Below are 17,696 nucleotides of genomic sequence, written 5' to 3'. Positions count from 1 at the left end.
TGGATAGCCTGCCCCGTAACGGTTTCACCGGGCGCGACATACCTCGTCGAATGCTGCGAGCTGGGAGCGGACAAGATGGCGCGGGACTCGTCCAGCAGCATCTTCCCTGCTGCACGCGCCATGGCCACTGGCAGGCGGGGGACTTCTCGAGGTGGGCCCTGTCCTCGTCGAGGTCCGCCGGCAGGCCGTCGGCTCCCATCAGATAGGCCAGACCGAGTTCGAATGGGCGTTGCCCTGCACGAACCGATCGTCGTCGTAGGCGAGCGGGGAGCCGAAAGGAGGTGTATTCGATCTCGGACTCAGGCGGATGTCGCCGCACCGTTGCGCCGGCAGCCGCACCGACGTCGTTGTCGTTCAGGCCCGATAGATCGATTCGTTTGTCTTGCACTCCCAAGAATGCCGACCTCTGCGAGGGTTGACACGGGTAGTCGACTACGCCAATTTCACGCGAGGCACCGACGAGAACGACGGTTCTGGAGAAGCGCAGCGCCGCCCCGGAGCGCACACCGATTCGCATGCAGTTCAACCCCTTCGGACCGCGGTGGAATCGGAGTAGTGCGCTACTTCGGCTCGGCAAGTACCGGCGGGCAACGGCGAGTACGGGTTGGTCTCACGTGCAGGCGGCGTCGACCACCACCGATGGTTGCCGACGCCGCCTGCACATTGCCGTTGCCGGCGCGGCGCTCGCCGACCACCGCGCCACCGATTCAGCGGTCGGCGAAGACACCTTCGAGCATGCCGGTGGCTTGGCCGATTTCGATGAGGTAGCCGTCCGGATCACGCAGATAGCAACGAATTTCGGCTTTGCGGTCGAGGGGCTCGGTGAGGAACTCGGCGCCCTTGCGGCGTGCGTCGGAATAGAAGTCGGCGATATCGGCTACCCGCACGTTCAAAAACGCCGAAACGGCATCGGTGGGCTCGGGCGGACGCAGGACGATATCGGGTTTGTCGGGGGTGGGTCCACCACCGGGGTTCATGATGATCCAACTGTTGGCGACTTTGACGATGCACGGGTTTTCCTCGAGCACCACCCGGCCGTTGAAAATGTCGGCGTAGAAGGTCCGGGAGCGGCTCACATCGGAAACGGTCAAAAAGTGGGTCACCAGTAGCCCCTGGTCAGGGGCGGGTAAATCGGAGTCGTTCATGAGCGCTGCCTGCCTTCACGGTCGGTCGGTGGGAAGCGGCGTGCTGTGAACTGCGCTGAACCAGAACCTGAGGGGTGCGTACTACGGCACGGTGAACTTCTTCGCCTGTCCGGAGACCACGATGCCGTTGCTGTCGACGAGCGCTACCCGCACCTGCGCCTCGGAACCCGAGGTCAGCGGTGGCTCGCCGGGGTCCGCCGTCAGGGAGACGGTGGCGCTCTGCGGGGAGCCGTCGCAGACGACGGAGTTCTGGCTGCCCTGGGCGGCGGGACGGTCGGCGTCCGGCTCGCCCATCATCGCCTGAATGCTCGTCACTCCGGCGGAGCCGTCGCAGGTGTAGTCGACTTGGATCAGGTTCGATCCGGCACCGGTGATGTCGAGAGTCGCGGCGGCGAGCGCGGGAGCGGCAGCCGCCACCGAGGCCGCGGCCATCGCGGTGAAGGCGACGGCGAGGCGAGCGGGACGCCAAGAGTTCGGGGTAGTCGTCATGGGATTTCGTTCCTCCTGTGTGGCGGACATAGATCGCGGAACACAACGGGAAGAGACGCGGTACGCATCGCACCGCTCGCATCCATGGTCCAGCCCTTTTGCCCGCTGCGGCGGGAAACCACTCGAATCGGCCGTCGCGGCGGTGTCACCACGACGATGAGGGACAGTCGCCGAGCGGCGTCTTGGCCACGACCGCGGACGGCCGTCGCACTGATACCTGCTACCTGCTCGGCGATCGCACAGTCAACGCAGCCAGCGCAGCGCCGCGTCGGCGCAGTCCTCGGGACTCCTGTTGAAGGCGATAGCCGCGTCGGGCGCGTACTGCCGGACCAGATCGACCACCTTTTCGACGAATTCGAACACGGCGCTGTCACAGACCTGATGGGAGGTGCGCGGGCGATCAACTGTGACGAAGTCCCACCGCGGAACGTGATGCACGTCATTGCCCGAGAAGACGTTGTTGGGCATCGTCATCAATTCGTTATCGGAAAGACCCTGGTTGGAGATGCCCGAAATGGCCGACCACAATTTTGCCTACGACCTCACGCTGGACGAGGCACGCCGGCGCAGCGCCGTCGTCGCGGCGCTCGGTGACAACTGGGATCCGGTGGCGGTCCTCGCCGAGGAAGAGCTGGCATACGACATGCTGTACTCGAATCTCGACGATGAGCAGCAGCGAATCTACGACGAACTCGTCGAGGCCGGGATCCTGCCGGATCGGGCGACGCGCACTGTTGCCGACTGATCGCACCGCCGAGACGCAGCTCGATCTGGCACAGGCCGCCGGCAGCTGCGCGCGGCTTCTCTCCTGCCTCGAGACCGGCAAGTCCTCACCCAGCCGGGCAATGGTGGTGAACTCGGCGAAGTCGTGGAAGTGCCACTGAGAGAACGTAATACGATGCTGTTGGCGGGTCCGAAGACCGAATCGGAAGCGGCCGCAAGCCACCGAGCCCGTTGATCACCATCGGCGATGCCCACCCGCCGGCGCACCGGCTTCTGACCAGTCCGAGCGCGTCGCGGGCCAGGTCCCGAGCCCCTCGTAAATTCTCTGATATTCGTGGGCTATGACCAACCCGCATGATTTCGAATTCGAAGAAATCTACCGAGGTACAGGGGGCCCGTTCGGGCCGGGCGTCAAACCACCGTGGAGTATCGGGGAGCCCCAGCCGGAGCTCGCCGCGCTGATCGAGCAGGGCAAATTCCATGGCGATGTCCTCGATGTCGGATGCGGGGAGGCGGCGATCTCGCTGTATCTGGCCGAGCGGGGTTTCACCACCGTCGGCCTGGATCTGTCGCCGACCGCGGTCGAGCTGGCCCGCGCCGAGGCCGCAAGGCGCGGCCTCGGCAAAGCCTCCTTCGAGGTCGCCGACATCGCCTCTTTCACCGGTTACGACGACCGCTTCGGCACCATCGTCGACAGCACGTTGTTCCATTCGATCCCCGTCGAGTCGCGAGAGGGCTATCAGCAGTCGATTGCGCGCGCCGCCGCGCCGGGTGCGTCGTATTTCGTGCTGGTGTTCGACAGAGCCGCGCTGCCCGAAGCACCTCGACCGGGGCCATCGCCGGTCACCGCCGACGAGCTTCGCGAAGTGGTGTCGCAGTACTGGGTAATCGATGAGATCAGGCCGGCGCGAATCCATGGCAATCTGCCTGCGGCGTTGCCAGCGGACGCGGGCTTCCAGTTCGAGGGCATGCGCGACGAACCCAGTGGCCGCAAGTCGCTTCCGGCCTGGCTGCTGTCGGCCCACCTGGACTGATCTCGCGACACGGGATCTCGGGTGCGTCGCCCGGGCCGGATGCGTCAGAGCATCGAAGCGCCCGGGCACTCCCGGCCCATCGCTCGTCGGATACAGCGACGGTCACGTTCGCGCGTCGACCATTCGGGTCCACGACGCGGCCCGGGCTTCACCCGCATCGGATGGAAGATCCGCAGAAGGCGGTCGAGCGTGATCTCCTCGCCCTCTCGATTGCTCACCGCCGACCGGCAGCGAGCAATCGAGAGGTCATGTGAGATCACCCAGGCAGGCCCGCCTCGATCGCGGCGATGATGCGCGGGCGCATGTCGGAGGCGCTGATGATGGCGTCCACCGAACCGACCTCGACGGCGCGCTGGATATTGTGCACGCGATCGAATTCCGCCGCGACATCACCGAGCTTCTCGGCACGCACCGACGATCGGATCTCGTCGAGCTCGGCGGTCAGGGCCATGCGGTCGGCGCCGGTCGCGTTCGCCGCGCGCGCCTCGAGTTCCCGCACTCGCGGATCCGCCGCGGTTCGCGTGTCGACCTCACCGGAGAACACGACCGCCGCGGCCGGTGCGCCGCCGAGCACCGAGGCGAACGAGCCTTCCAGAGCGAGCACGGTCATGTTCGGGTTCAGCGCCTTCGAGAACACCACGAACGCGCCGCCGTGGTAGCGGGAGATCACACAGAACACGATCGGCCCCTGGAAGTTCACGATCGCGCGACCGATCTCGGCGCCGTACTCGAGCTGCAACTTCCGCATCGATTCCGGTGAGCCGTCGAAGCCCGACAGGTTCGCCAACACCACCAGCGGCCGGTTGCCGCTGGCCGCGTTGATGGCTCGCGCGGCCTTCTTCGACGACCGCGGGAACAGCGTGCCCGCCGTGTAGGTGTCCGGGCCGTCGGTGGACGGGAAGCCGCGCCTCGGCACGCCTCGGGATTCGATGCCGAGCAGGCACACCGGAATGCCGCCGAGCCGCGCGTCCTGCACCACCGCGGTCTCGGCGTCGGCCATGCCCGCCCAGCGTTCCAGCACCGGGTGGTCCTGGTCGGACAGCGCCCGCATCACGGTCCGGATGTCGAAGGGCTTCTTGCGGTCCGGGTTGGCGGTGGCGGAGAAGATCTCGCCGACGGTCGTGAAGTCGCTGTCCGCCATGGCATGCGGGAAGTCGGAGACGTCGCGATCGAAGGGGTCGTCGGTCCCCGACCGCCGCGGCGCCTGCTCACCGGGCGCCACATAGGTGTGGTCGTAGTGCGACATCAGCACGTCTCGCGCGGCGAGCAGGTTCGGCGCCCAGTACTGGGCCTGCCCGTTGGGACCCATCACCCGGTCGTAACCGCCGATGCCGAAGTTGTCCTCGGCCGACACACCGCCGGAGAAGTCCAGCGACTGCTTGCCCGTGAGCACCATCGCGGAGTCCGGTGTCATCACCAGGATGCCCTTGGTGTGCATGAGCATCGTCGCCTCGGCGTTCCAGTACGGCTGCGCGCCGACATTGATGCCCGCGACCACGATGTTGATCTCGCCGCCGTCCTGGGTGAACTCGACGATCCGCTTGAGCGCGGCCGCCACCCAGTCCATGTTCTCGGTGCCCGACTCCATCGAGATCCGGGCGCCCGAGGACAGCGCGTACCACTCCAGCGGCACCTGCATCCGTTCGGCGAGATCCAGCGCGGCGATCACCCGGCGGCATTCCGGTTCGGACAGTGCGCCAAGCGATTTCGTGGGATCACCGAGCAACACCACCCTGGTGATGCCGTCCGCGTACCGCTCGGTCGGCGTGGTGACCACGCCGGCGACGATCGCGGCGGTGTTGCGTCCCTTGGGCCGGTCGACCGGGACGAGCGTGTGGTCGTCGTCGAGATCGTACTCGGCGAACTCACCGAGCAGCCCGGTCAGTTCGTAGGGGTACACGGTGTTGCGGCTGCCCGCTCGCAGCACCTTCTGCCGGTACGCGTCGAGCGGCTCGATCACCTCGTCGGTCCGTTCCCCGATGGTCACCGTGGTGCCGCCGGTGACGTCGAAGACGACCCGCACGACGATCTTGACCAACTCGCCGGTCTCCGGATCGGGCTGGCGCGCGATCAGGAGCAGCTCCTCCAGCCCGGCGCCGACGGTCGTGGCTTCCACGCGCTCGATGATCGACTCCAACTCGGCGCGGGTGAGGTCCAGCGGCGGCCAGACGTACATCACGATCCGATTGGTGTGCAGGCGTTTGCCCGACGGCCGCCGGGACTGCACTCGCCGAATCGCGTCGACGCAGGCGCTGATGGTGCTCTCGGCCGTCGGCAGCGCGAGCAGCCTGCCATCCTGCTCCCGCAATGCCGCGAGGTCACGGACCTGTGTGAACGCGATGAGTCGCTCGTCCGACGGATTCTCTTTCGCGACGCACCGGAACAGATAGACCTCTTCGTCCGAGGACGGCAGGCGGGTGAGGTCGAACTTGCGCAGCCGCTTCAACTGCATCCGCTCCGCGATGTACGGGTGCAGGCCGCGGATCAATCGCTCCTCGGCCAGTCCGGTGGCCGACGGGCGGAAGGTGAAATGATGGTGCATCACCGCTCCGCCGCTACCCGCGACCGTCGCGGTGATTCGGGAGACCTGATTCGGCAGCGGGTGCGCGCTGAGCACCTCCTGCAAGGCCTCGGCCATCGCATCGAAGTCTTCCGGCTGCTTCTCCCAGCCGAGGTAGATGTCGGCCTCGATGGAGGCGGCGCCGCTCGCCAGTTCGGCGAGCCCGCGCAGGACGGTGCCGAGGGCGTCGAAGCTCACGGCGGCCGAGACCAGGGAGAGACCCCGACGCTCGGCGATCACGAACGCGCGGCCGCCGACCTCCCGGGTCCGAACGTCGGCGAGGCCCTTGTTGCCGTAGTACCGCCGGGTCAACACCTCCAGCATGACCGTGTTGTCGGCGCTTCCGCGCGTCAGCCGCTGGCCGAGTAGCCGCACCAGCGGCTCGGTGCTCCGCACCATCTCGGCCAGGCGCTCGCCGCGATCGGGGGCATCGGGGTGCGCGTCCAGGTAGCTCAGATGCTTGCGGACATCGGCGTACACGCGGGCGCGATTACGCCGCAGCAACGGCTGGCCGAACCAGGCGTACACCAGCCCGCGGGTGAGGTCCGCGATGACGGGGAAGCGCACCTGCGTCGCGGCCACCAGCCGCTCCAGCGTCAGACCGACGGGCTCGCGAAGCGCCCTGTCCGGCACCGGCTCCCGCAGCCACTCGCGCAGCAATGTCGTCATGATCGTGACGGTGTCGGCCGGGCGTTGCTGGGCGAGGAAGATACGGAAGACCGCGGCTTCGAGGTCGGGGGTGCGCTCCAGATCGGTGACGCCGTAGTGCGCGAGCGCCTTGGCGAGTTTGGCCTGATACGCCGCGGGCAGCCCGGCCCGCTCGACATCGAGACTCTGCAGATAGGTGTGGAAGTACTCGCGGGCACTGTGGACGTGGCTTTGGCCGCCGTCCTCGTCCCAGGACCGGTTGTGGCTCAGTTCGGCGAGGTCGGCGAACACCTGCACGAGCTCGAGTTCCTCGGCGAGAGGCCTGCGGTTGTCGGCGATGGCGGCCCGGCGCGCGACGAGATAGTCGTCGACCACTCGGCGGTCGTCGTGCGGGTCGACGTCGAAGCCGAGGAGCAGGCTGCGCAGATCTTGCTGGGCGCGGGTCAGACGCACATGCGGTTGAATCGATGCGGGCTCGCCGGGCAGATCCAGCTCGACCGAGCCGACCGCCGCGGCGTCCGAGTCCTCGTCCTCGTCGGCGAGCGGTTCCAGCCGCAGCAGTGGCGCGCCGGTCTCGACCTGAGTGCCGACCGAAACACCGCACTCCTTCAACCGGGCCCGGAACGGCGCGCGCAGCACGGTTTCCATCTTCATGCTCTCCAGCACCAGGACCGGCGCGCCCGCCTCGACCTCGTCACCGATCTCCAGCGGCGTGGCGACGACCAGCGCGGGGGCCGGGGAGCGGACGACGCCGCCCTCGTCGCGGCTGATCCGATGCGCCACACCGTCGACGTCGACCATGTGGATCGGGCCGTGCGTGCCGGTGATCAAGCGGTACCGGGAACCGTTGACGACGACCTGCCCGGAGTGCCGATCGAAGCGTTCGAGATCCACGTCGGCGGTACGAATGTCGCCACCCGCCTCGACACCGACACGGAACCGATGAGCACCCACGCGTGCGACGCGCACGCGATAGCCGACTCCGCGCAACTTGAAGTCGCGCGGCCTACCGCTCTCGTGCTGCACCTGGGGCCGCCCGCCGGACGCCGTGGACAGCAGGCGGTGCCGCTCCACCCGCTCGTCTTCCTCGTAGGCGTCGATGGCGGCAGCGGCCAGCGCGATGGTGGAGTGGCGATGCGACACGAGACGGCCTTCGCCGCGAACACGGTCGATCCAGCCGGTGTCCGCGCTGGCATCGAGTACCTCGGGCTGGGTCAGCAGATCGAGCACGAAGCTCTTGTTGGTGACGCCGCCCTCGATGACGACCCTGGTCTGCGTCAGCGCCCGGCGCAGCCTGGCCAGCGCTTCGTCACGATCGCGGCCGTAGGCGATGATCTTGGCGATCATCGAGTCGAAGTCGGCGGGAATCGTGTCGCCCTCGCTGACTCCGGTGTCGACGCGGATGCCCGGGCCCGCAGGCAGATCCAGCCGCGCGATGCGGCCAGGGGCGGGCGCGAAATCGCGGTCGGGGTCTTCGGCGTTGAGCCGGGCCTCGATGGCGTGCCCGCGTTCGGCCGGCGGCTCGCCCTCGAGCCGTCCTCCGGACGCGACCAGCAGCTGAGCCCGGACCAGGTCGAAACCGGTGGTGGACTCGGTGATCGGATGCTCGACCTGCAGGCGGGTGTTGACCTCGAGGAAGGCGAACTGTTTGTCACCGGGGTGGTAGAGGAACTCCACGGTCGCGGCGCCGCGGTAGCCGACGGCGATCGCCAGCCGCTCGGCCGAGGCCTTCAGCTCGGCCGCCTGCTCGGGGAGCAGCACCGGCGACGCCGACTCCTCGATGATCTTCTGGTTGCGCCGCTGCACCGAGCAGTCGCGGACGCCGAGTGCCCAAGCCGTGCCCTGGCCGTCCGCGATCACCTGAACCTCGACGTGCCGGGCGCCGGTGACCAGCCGCTCGAGGAAGACCACGCCGCTGCCGAAGGCGCGCGCGGCTTCCTGACGGGTGCGCTCGTAGGCGTCGACGAGTTCGGCCTCGTTCGTGATCACGCGGATACCGCGGCCACCGCCGCCCGCGGTCGCCTTCAGCATCAGCGGGTAACCGATCTCGGCCGCGGCCGCCAACGCGGCGTCCACGTTCTCGACCGCACCGCGGCTCCACGGCGCGACCGGCACGCCGACCTCCTCGGCGATCAGCTTCGCGCCGATCTTGTCGCCGAGTTTGCGCATGGCCTCCGGGCTCGGGCCGATGAAGGTGACTCCGATCTGCTCGCACAACTCCGCGAACGCCGGGTCCTCCGCGACGAAACCCCAGCCGACCCACGCGGAGTCGGCCTCGGTAGCCACCAGCGCACGCTCGAGCACCTTGAGATCCAGGTACGGGCGCGCGGCTGCCGGACCGAGGTCGTAGGCGATGTCGGCCTCGCGCACGAACGTCGCGTTCCGGTCGACGTCGGTATACAGAGCGACGGTTTCGACCGGTAGCCCAGTTTCCGCCGCCAGATCTCGAGCGGCGTGGATGAGGCGCATGGCGGCCTCTCCCCTGTTCACGATGGCGATGCGGTTGAACACTCGCCGGCTCCTTTCCAAGAACTGGCCCGGTCGGGCGGGTTGCGACTACCGGTCCCGCGTAGTGTGCACCTCCATTTCCGCAGGTGCACGGCATGCGGCTGTTACTCACGCGTATCGTGGGCAATCTCTCCACTGAGGTTATGACAACCTCGGAGCCCCCGACTCGCCAGATGCGCTGACCTACAATTCTTCTCTCGCGAATGTTTCTGTTGTTTCGGTCCGCGAGGGCGGACCGTAACGATCGTCGGAAGTGCGCCCGAGAATCTCTGGAACGCTCCGCCGCAGTGTGGGAGGTGATCCGCGTGCCCGACATCCTCGATGTACTGCACGCTCGCTGTGCCGAGATCGCGGGTGAGGCGATCCTCTCGGGGGAGGAACACCCCAACCTCACACTGACCACACGCGAGGTCGAGGACCTGCTCGACCACATCGAGGACCTACACCGCCGCTACTCCGACATCACCCTCGCGCACCGCGAACTCGACCACCGGTACACCGTGCTACGTCGAGCGACCCACGAAGCCATCACCTCGTTGGAGCGGATCCGTGCCGCGCTGGAACAGCGCACCGCGCACCCAGAAGCCCGTACGCGCCAGGCATGCACCATCGCCGATTTCGCCGCCCGGAATCTCACCGCGGCGAGCGTGAACGACGGGCCAGCGAGTTGACACTCCGCGGATAGGTCGGCGCGCGTGCACCAGTTGCCACAGCGCTCCCAGCTCGCCGCGTGAGCTGCGACGGCATCACTGTGCGGCAGGTCAGCTCACCGGCGTCGACACGAGAGTTGCCAGACGCCGTCGATCGCCGACTCCGAAGCGGTCAGACCGCCCGCAGCTCGGGCCGACGAGGCCGGGACCGCGATGAGCCCCAGCACCCCGAGCGGAACCAACCGAAGATCTGCCAGCATTCGGTGACCACCGGCTTGGCGAGTGAGAGCGCTGGCTCGGGCGGAATGGCCCTGTGCGGTCTGCCGATTCGAGCACAACCTCCTGTAGCGGTCTAAATCTAGCAACGCTAGACAGGTATGCGAACGGCTGCTACCGTTGCTCCCAATTCTAGCGCCGCTAGAACACAAGGTAGAGGGAAGCCGAAATGCTCACTGTCACCGGCCAGATCATTGCCGCCGTCGCCGTTCTCGCCAATGCCGTCGTCTACGGCACCGATGTCTGCGGGGCTATGATCACCCGGTCCGTATACCGCAAGCTCGATGATGCGACCGTGACCATCAGTGCGGGATGGGGTCACTATTACGGCGACAAACGCATGCCGATTGTCGGTGCGGGCGGTGTGGTCACCGCGGTGCTCACACTGCTCATCGCGCTGTTGGCCGGGCAGATCGGCGCCGCTGTCGCGGCGGGGACCACGGTGGCGGCACTGCTCACCTGGCTCGCCTTCTACGTCCGCATCGCCAAGCCGATCAACTCCCAGCAGACCGCCGCTGCGCAGAGCGGCATCATTCCGGCCAATGCCCGTGCGCTGCAGGACAAGTGGGACAGCATTCTGAAGTACCGGGTCACCCTGCAGTTCATTGCCATTGCCGGACTGTGCGCCGCGCTCATCCTGTTCTGATCTCAGAGCACACCTGATAACGAATTCACCGAGGAGTAATCGACATGACCTTCACCATCAACGAACGGCAGTTCCTCGCGGAGGCCGGGATCGGTCGGCTGGCCACGGTGTCGCCCGACGGCGTCGTGCAGAACAATCCGACCAACTATCGGGTGAACGCCGACGGCACGATCGACATCGGGGGCATGCGGATGCGTGCCAGTCGGAAGTACCGCAACGTCGAGGCGGGCAGCCGGGTGTCGTTCGTCGTCGACCAACAGGTTTCCTTGGAGCCCTATGTGATTCGCGGCATCGAGGTACGCGGCACGGCCGAGACGCTCGATGACGAGGAGCCACCGTTTCAACACCAGGAACGCGCGGTCATCCGAATTCACCCCGAACGGGTCATTTCCTGGGGCATCGACGGCGGGTCCTTCGACTTCACCAGTCGTGGCGCCGAGTAATCAGAAATTTTGGGCGATCCCGCAAGTGGTCAGGTATCGACCTTCGAACACACGGCAAGAACAGAATTCCATTTGATCGCTTTGAAACCAGCGCCATCAGCGACCGCTCTTGTTGTGGGACAACGTCGATGCCATGCCACAGGACGCCTGACCAACACTCCCAGCAACGATGTCGCCCCTCTCTGCTACGGTCTCGCTCGTACACCTCCGGGAGGAAATCATGATCAAGTCTTCGTCCGTCGCCGCAGCTCTCGCCATCGCTGCGGGCGCGCTGATCGCCCTGCCCGCCGCGCCCGCGCATGCCCAGTCCCCGAGCTGTGCCAAAGCCATCGAGCTGATCAACATTGCCATCGACACCACCGGCGGCAGCATGGACGAGGCGACCGCGACCGCGCTGTCCGGCAGGCTGAGCGGCCTGGCCGAGACAGCGCAGGGCGCCGAACGGGATGCTATCGCCGCCTACGCCGGCGCCCTCATCGATGACGGGGTCGCCGACCTCACTCCCTTCACCGACGAGCTCAACCGCGCCTGCGCCTGACCGCGCCAATCGGCTGAACGGTGGATCCCCTCTCGGTAGCGGCATCGCCGAGGAATCGGCAGGGGATTCGTGCAGGTGTTTCAGGTTGTGCGGCGGGCGAGGGCGTGCTGCGGGTTAGCGTGTGCTCGGACCGCGGAGACCACGAATAGTCGACATTTCTCTCACCTCAACGGGGCCCGCCCGCAGCCGTCGGGACCTTCGATGATCGCGTGGTCGCGGTAGACGATGCTGGCCGCCCAGCGCTGCGGGTGCCCGGGCTGGTTGGCAGTTTCCACGTGGTCACGCTTGGGCGAGATCGAAGGGATCGATCTGACGTTGTCCTTCCTGCGGCAAGAACACTCGAGACAGAGCGATCGACGCGACTGATGCCAGCCGGGCCCGTCATGATCACCGTGGCGCGGACCGCCCAGCAGGGATAGAAGAGTGAACCAACGCCCTTGCGGGACAGCCCAGATGGGTTGTCCCGCAAAGGCGGCACTTCACCTCAGCGGCGCCATCCACGGGACTGCGTTGTGCGCGAAGCTCTGCTTGACCGGCACCAGGTCGGCATGATCATCCAAGGCTGTAATTGTGACACCCACCAAGCCGGCTTCATCCCCCTTGGACGCGACCGAGGAACCGCACTTCGGACAAAACCCGCGGCAGATCTGCGGGAAGGTCTCGAACCAGGTCGGTTCCCCACCCGGACCGGTCCATGCGAATCCTTCCTCCGGGAAGGACACCCACGACATCACCGGGGCGCCTGAAAGCCTCTGGCAGTGCTCGCACGAGCACAGGTGAGGGAAGTCCGGGTCGCCAGTCGCGGAGAACCGGATATTGCCACAGAGACAGCCGCCGTTCACATCGCTCCTTCTTGCTGGACACCATTGCCGTTTCATCAAATGCCGCGCGTTGTTGCTCAACAACACCCGACGCTCGGCAAGGTCTTCGCCGCCGTCTACTCGATTTTCTCCGGTGGCGACCACCCGCACCTGCGCCGACAGCTTATTCGGAACGTCGACAACGGTTTCGCCGTGTAGACCAGCCGGTGCGCGAGCGGACGACACCGTTGCAGCCCTCGATCGCCACACGCGGTCGGGGAATTGTCTTACTGCGGTGACCATCTCGCCGTAGCTGGCGTGATCGGTGTTCTCATCGACGCTCGAGTTCGACCTCCTCGGCCTCGCGCGCAACGGCTTCCGGAACTTCAGGAGCGAACCAGGTTCGGTAGAACACGACAGACAGTGCGGTGAGACTGCCGAGGATCGCTATGCCGAAGGGGACCGGGTAGGTCGCCATCGGCATCGCGAGGTACCGGATGCACAGCAGCACTCCCGCGAACGTGGCGATTCCCATCGCCACCACCCGCACGCGCGGACGGTCCCAGCCCCGGTCTGGATCGCGCAGGGCGGACTCGATCGTCAGGCACAGTGCGGCGCCCGCCACGAGGTCGATGCCGTAGTGCGCACCGAGGCCCAGCGTCGCGATGAGAGTGCACACCAGCCAGAAAGCACCGCCCCAGCGCAACCAGCCCGGCCCGCGTCGGGAGTGGATGAACAGCGCGAGTGCCCACGCCGTATGCAGCGACGGCATACAGTTGCGGGGTGTGATGCCGTCGAAGGGCATCGATTCGACCGACGCGGGAAGCGCCGGAACGACATTCGGCCAGACGTCGGCGATTTCCATGCCGTTCCCCTGCGGTCCGAATGCGAGCACAGGCCCCACCACCGGGAAGATCACGTAAAAGATCGGGCCGATGAGACCGAGTACCAAGAACGTGCGCACCAAGTGGTGCCGCGGCCACGAACCCGTGGTCACGCCGCGCAACTGCCAGACGGCGACGACGATGGCCGCCACCGGAAGCTCGAAGTACACCCAGCGCACCACCCCGATCGGTACCGGCCCGGCCAGGTCGAGCGCATGCCCGACGACCCAGGCCGGATTGCCGAGCGCTCGATCGGCCAGCTCCACATACGGGTCGAGGACCTGCGGACAGGACCAGGCCGTGATGTCCAACCAGATTTCGCCGACCTTCGTCGCGAGGATGAGCAGCGCTCCGAGCGCGATCGTGTGCAGTGCTGTCCGCCGTCGCACACCGCTCCACCGTAGGGCGGCGATCACCGCCAGCGCCGTCAGCACGATGGTCGGTCCGTTGCCGACGGTGAACGGCCGACCGTCGAATGTCCGAACCGCCACGAAGATCAGATCGATGGCGACCGCGGCGGCGAGGGCGCTCACCCGCACCCGGACGGTGACACCGATCAGTGCCAGTAGGAAGCCCGCCCACGGTGTCGTCGCCGACTTGGGTGTCCCGGCGTAGTCGCGAAAGAGGCTGGTCAGTGGACCGAGAGCGTGGATGTGAACGGCGATTAGCTGACCCGCGACAAGTACCAGCACCGCGGCGGCAATGCCGCCCCACACCACGAACGGCCGAAATCGACGCTCCTGGAGCCGCTCAACTCCCACTTGCTCCGGGGGTGAGGTCGAACTGCCGTGCGCGTCGTGAACAATCATTCGGACATCGTAAATACGCCGTGAACACGGCTTGACGGGGCACTGAACGCAGACCGACACCGGCGATCGAGTGCGAAACTCACGCACGCCCGCCGAAGCCCATCACCGCACGTCCCGGGGCCGGAGACGCGTGATCGGATCCCGCGTGCCCCGGTGAACCGACCGAGGGTGACCTTGATCGCGGTGGGCCGACCGACGGTGGCCTTCGGTCGGATTGCATGTCCGACCTTTGTGGACGCGGCACTAGTTCGAACTCACCCCAATGCCGGAAATGCGCTGCATTCCGGCCCGAGCGGGCGAGCGGGCTTTACTGCCGTCGCTGCGGTGTCGACTGTTGGTCGCTCTCCCCCGCACCAAGGGTTCCCGTGCGAGACCCGCCGCTTGCTCGAGCCGCGGCCAGCAGGCCGCGGCAGTCCAGGCCGGTCCGCCGGTCATTCCGCGCCACACCATTCGATAGCGGCGACCGCGTATGTGCGTGCGGCACATATTAATTCGTCGATCGCGCACCGCTCGTCGACGGAATGAGCCATGGTGAGGGCACCTGGACCCAGTCCGACGGCCGGGATTCCCGCGGCGGTGAACCAGGTGAGATCGGTCGCCGAGGGGAACGGCCGTACATCGGGTGCACCGGCGAACGGGGTGTCGAGGGTGGCCCGCTCCCGCGCGAGGCACACCATCCGGGTGAACGGATGGTCCCGGTCGGTTCGCCCGCCCGGATAGTGCATGGGCCAGTCGATGCGCGGCGGATTGGCTCGCAGCCACGGATCCCGCTTCGCGACACCGGCCACGGTCTGCACGATCTCGGACTGGATCTCCGACAGCTGCGCCGCCGGCGGGTAGAAGATCGCGTAGTCGAGGGTGGTCTCGTCGGGAATGAAGGCGACATTGCGGCTGCCGCGCGCCCCGCCGTCGATCACGTCGAGACCTATAGTGAATTGGCCTTTTTCGAACAGCGGATCGACCCGTCCCTCGACCCATTCGTCCTCCAACCGGCGCAGCGCGTCGTGGATCCGCAGTGCCGCATCGATCGCGCTGGCGGCGACGGGGTCGTCGGCGGGCTCGGCACGCATCCGCGCACGCATGGCCGCGTGCGCCGAACGCCCGGTCACACTGATGCGCATGATCAGCACGCCGGGAGTGGCGGGCATGACGGTCAACGGGGAGAGCGCGCCGGTGGGCTCGGCGATGATCGCCCCTTCGGCGGTGAAGCCCCGCTCCAAGACGGCGGAGGTCCCCATGTGATGTTCGAGGTTCTCTTCCCCCGCGACGCCTTGCAGGACGAGGTCACCGCGCAGCCGCACCCCCGCCTGCCGTAAGGCCTTGGCGGCGAACGCTTGTGCGATCAGTCCGCCCTTCATGTCCACTGAGCCACGGCCCCACACGTGGGTGCCGTCGACGTAGGCGGTGAACGGCGGGTGTGACCACTGCGCGGGGTCATCGGCGGGAACGACGTCGACATGACCGTTGAAGATCAGCGACCGTCCGCCACCGCTGCCCCGCAGCACCCCGACGACATTGTCCCGACCCGGCGCTTCGCCGAACAGCTCGGTCTCCGCGCCCGCCTCCCGGTACAGCCCGGCCAGCAGCCCAGCGACCTCCGATTCGCCACCGACCAGGTCGTCGTAGTCCTGGTCCGGATAGGTGGGGTTCACGCTGCGGATGGCGATGGCGTCGGCGAGCGCGGCTACCAATTCGTCACGCAGGCCGTCGATCCGGTCGAGCACCCGGCTCGTCGCTTCGGCGTTCACGACCGAACCTCCTCGGTCTCCGCGGCGGACGGCGAGGCGAGTTCGCCGCTGTCGTGGACGATCGAGCCGCCCAGATATGTGCGCAGCACCTTGGTGTCGGGAAGGTCCACGATCGGACAGGTCAGCGGATCGCGGTCCACGATTACCACATCGGCGTGGTTTCCCGGTGCGAGCGAACCGATCTCGGGTCGGCCGAGCACCTTCGCCGCGCCCGTGGTCCACATGCGCAATGCTTCGAGTCGGGAGAGTTTCTGGTCGGGTCCGTCGTTGCGGTGACCGCTGCCCGCGAACCGGTGGGTCTGCGCGAGTTCGATCTGCTCCCACGGGTTCTTCGGGCCCCAGTCGGACCCGCCGCCGAGGTCGAGACCGATCTCGGTGAGCCGGTGCAGCGGTTCCAGGTCCCGCCAGACGTGCTCGCCCATCCGCTCGCCGTACATCGCGCCCTTCCCCCACGCGAATCCCGCGCTGGTGGTGACCTGGAAGCCGAGATCCGCATAGCGGCGAGCCTGTCGAGGGGTGATCGTCATGGCATGTTGCAGAATCCAGCGCTTGTCACGGAAATCGTGTTCGCGCACAACGCGTTCCGCGATGTCCAGGAAGTCGTCGTGCTCACGGAACGCGCCGAGGCACAGGTTCGCGCGAATTCCATTGGCCGCGCAGAACCTTACGAATTCCTCTTCCTTTTCCAGCGACAGGAACCGCACGCCGCGCGTGCGACGGCCGAAAGGATCGAGGTACGAATCGTAGGTGGCGAAGTATCCCGAGAAGCACGGTCCGCCCGGACTCAAGGTGAGCCCGTCGACCCGCAGCAGGTCGTCACCGTCATCCGATGCCTCCGCGGCGAGCCGACGCAACCGGTCGGCGAACTCGGCGTAGGGAAGCGGGTCGAACGGGTAGAAGATGACCGACTCGGCATCCAGTGTCGCCATCACGCGCAGCGTCAGCGCATCGGTCGCGCGCAGATGCCGGTACAGCGCAATGTGTTCCGGTTCCATGGCGTGCCCCTCGTACACGCTGGTCACACCCTGCGCCGAGTACCGCGCCATCTCCGCCGTCGTACCGGCGACGGCGTCCGCCATGCTCGGACGCGGCAGCTTGGTCAGAATCTGTCCCCAGAACGGGTCGTAGGTGTAGTAATTCGTCACCGGTCCACGCAGAATCCCGGTCAGCTCCCCGGCCTCGTTCTTGTCGATCTCGACATCGCAGACACGGTCGGGGACGAACGCGGTCAGCCCGACCGCACGCAGACCAGATGTGTTGAACACCACCACATTCGGCATGCGCGGCGCCCACGCCTGGATCAGCACCGGATGAGCCTCGGTGGCCGCATCGAGAGTCCACCGATCCGGCAGCCGCCGCTCGAGCAGATCCCGCTCCGAGCGGCGAATGAAGTAGTGGGGTTCGCCGACCGGCGTGCACATGATCCACTGCCCCGGTGGCGTATGCGCGGCCCGTGCCCGGATCCGCGCCACGATGTCCGCGTGATCGACGGCATCGGTCAAATCGACGAGCTCGCCCGCCAGCATCCCGAAGTGCATGACGTGCGGATGGGTATCGATCAGGCCCGGCAGCACCACACCGCCCTCGGCGTCGACATGCCTGGCATCCGGCCCGGCCGCCGCGAGCATGTCGTCCCGGTCCCCCGCCGCCAGCACGCGTCCGCCGGATAGCACCAGCGCCTCCGCTTCGGGTGTGTCCGAGGCGAGCGTCAGCACCCGCCCGCCGGTGATGATCGTGTTGGTCATCGTTGTCCTCCACTAACGACCGTTGTGTCCTGTGCGCACACCGTACCTCA

General features: G+C 66.9%; 14 protein-coding genes. 6 read left to right on the top strand and 8 right to left on the bottom strand.

Features of this window, described 5'->3' with window-relative positions:
- Positions 1-707: 707 nt before the first annotated feature.
- The 3 genes from T333_RS20560 to T333_RS20550 form a co-directional block, all read right to left on the bottom strand.
- Positions 708-1,145, bottom strand: a complete 438-nt coding sequence (locus T333_RS20560; protein WP_496425510.1) for a VOC family protein — start codon at positions 1,143-1,145, stop codon at positions 708-710.
- An 81-nt stretch (positions 1,146-1,226) separates the two neighbouring features.
- On the bottom strand, positions 1,227-1,634 hold the full coding sequence (locus T333_RS20555) for a hypothetical protein (RefSeq protein ID WP_496425509.1): 408 nt from the start codon (positions 1,632-1,634) through the stop codon (positions 1,227-1,229).
- Between the two features lie 243 nt (positions 1,635-1,877).
- Entirely contained in the window at positions 1,878-2,108 is a 231-nt protein-coding gene (locus tag T333_RS20550) for a hypothetical protein (protein ID WP_496425508.1), read from the bottom strand.
- A 40-nt stretch (positions 2,109-2,148) separates the two neighbouring features.
- Here T333_RS20550 and T333_RS20545 point away from each other — a divergent pair, with 40 nt between their 5' ends.
- Together T333_RS20545 and T333_RS20540 are read left to right on the top strand one after the other, a co-directional pair.
- Positions 2,149-2,379: a DUF6400 family protein gene (locus T333_RS20545; RefSeq protein ID WP_496425770.1), complete on the top strand. Its 231-nt coding sequence runs from the start codon at positions 2,149-2,151 to the stop codon at positions 2,377-2,379.
- Positions 2,380-2,698: 319 nt separating this feature from the next.
- Positions 2,699-3,391 (top strand): class I SAM-dependent methyltransferase, encoded by a 693-nt coding sequence (locus T333_RS20540; RefSeq protein ID WP_496425507.1) that lies wholly within the window; start codon positions 2,699-2,701, stop codon positions 3,389-3,391.
- Between the two features lie 256 nt (positions 3,392-3,647).
- On the opposite strand, the gene T333_RS20535 is transcribed toward T333_RS20540, so the two are convergent.
- On the bottom strand, positions 3,648-9,110 hold the full coding sequence (locus T333_RS20535; protein ID WP_496425506.1) for an ATP-binding protein: 5,463 nt from the start codon (positions 9,108-9,110) through the stop codon (positions 3,648-3,650).
- 302 nt (positions 9,111-9,412) lie between these two features.
- Here T333_RS20535 and T333_RS20530 point away from each other — a divergent pair, with 302 nt between their 5' ends.
- The 4 genes from T333_RS20530 (at position 9,413) to T333_RS20515 (ending at position 11,660) form a co-directional block, all read left to right on the top strand.
- Positions 9,413-9,778, top strand: a complete 366-nt coding sequence (locus tag T333_RS20530) for a hypothetical protein (protein ID WP_496425505.1) — start codon at positions 9,413-9,415, stop codon at positions 9,776-9,778.
- Positions 9,779-10,202: 424 nt separating this feature from the next.
- Positions 10,203-10,679, top strand: a complete 477-nt coding sequence (locus tag T333_RS20525; protein WP_496425504.1) for a DUF1772 domain-containing protein — start codon at positions 10,203-10,205, stop codon at positions 10,677-10,679.
- A 44-nt stretch (positions 10,680-10,723) separates the two neighbouring features.
- Entirely contained in the window at positions 10,724-11,122 is a 399-nt protein-coding gene (locus T333_RS20520) for a PPOX class F420-dependent oxidoreductase (protein WP_357256333.1), read from the top strand.
- 220 nt (positions 11,123-11,342) lie between these two features.
- Complete coding sequence (locus tag T333_RS20515) at positions 11,343-11,660, top strand: hypothetical protein (RefSeq protein ID WP_355003060.1); 318 nt, start codon at positions 11,343-11,345, stop codon at positions 11,658-11,660.
- A 479-nt stretch (positions 11,661-12,139) separates the two neighbouring features.
- On the opposite strand, the gene T333_RS20510 is transcribed toward T333_RS20515, so the two are convergent.
- From T333_RS20510 to T333_RS20495, 4 genes are all read right to left on the bottom strand, one after another.
- Complete coding sequence (locus T333_RS20510) at positions 12,140-12,763, bottom strand: GFA family protein (protein ID WP_496425503.1); 624 nt, start codon at positions 12,761-12,763, stop codon at positions 12,140-12,142.
- A gap of 28 nt (positions 12,764-12,791) precedes the next feature.
- Positions 12,792-14,153 carry a phosphatase PAP2 family protein gene (locus T333_RS20505; protein WP_496425502.1) on the bottom strand — a complete coding sequence of 454 codons (1,362 nt, stop codon included), beginning with the start codon at positions 14,151-14,153 and terminating at the stop codon, positions 12,792-12,794.
- 431 nt (positions 14,154-14,584) lie between these two features.
- Positions 14,585-15,901, bottom strand: coding sequence for a M20 family metallopeptidase (locus T333_RS20500; RefSeq protein ID WP_496425501.1), 1,317 nt, complete (start codon positions 15,899-15,901; stop codon positions 14,585-14,587).
- Complete coding sequence (locus tag T333_RS20495) at positions 15,898-17,646, bottom strand: amidohydrolase (protein ID WP_496425500.1); 1,749 nt, start codon at positions 17,644-17,646, stop codon at positions 15,898-15,900. The genes T333_RS20500 and T333_RS20495 overlap by 4 nt, the downstream gene beginning before the upstream one ends.
- Positions 17,647-17,696: the final 50 nt, after the last annotated feature.

It is taken from the genome of Nocardia sp. CNS-044, from assembly GCF_059570515.1.
The sequence above is the reverse complement of the archived record's forward strand: the minus strand, read 5'-3'. Positions and strand labels throughout refer to the sequence as shown.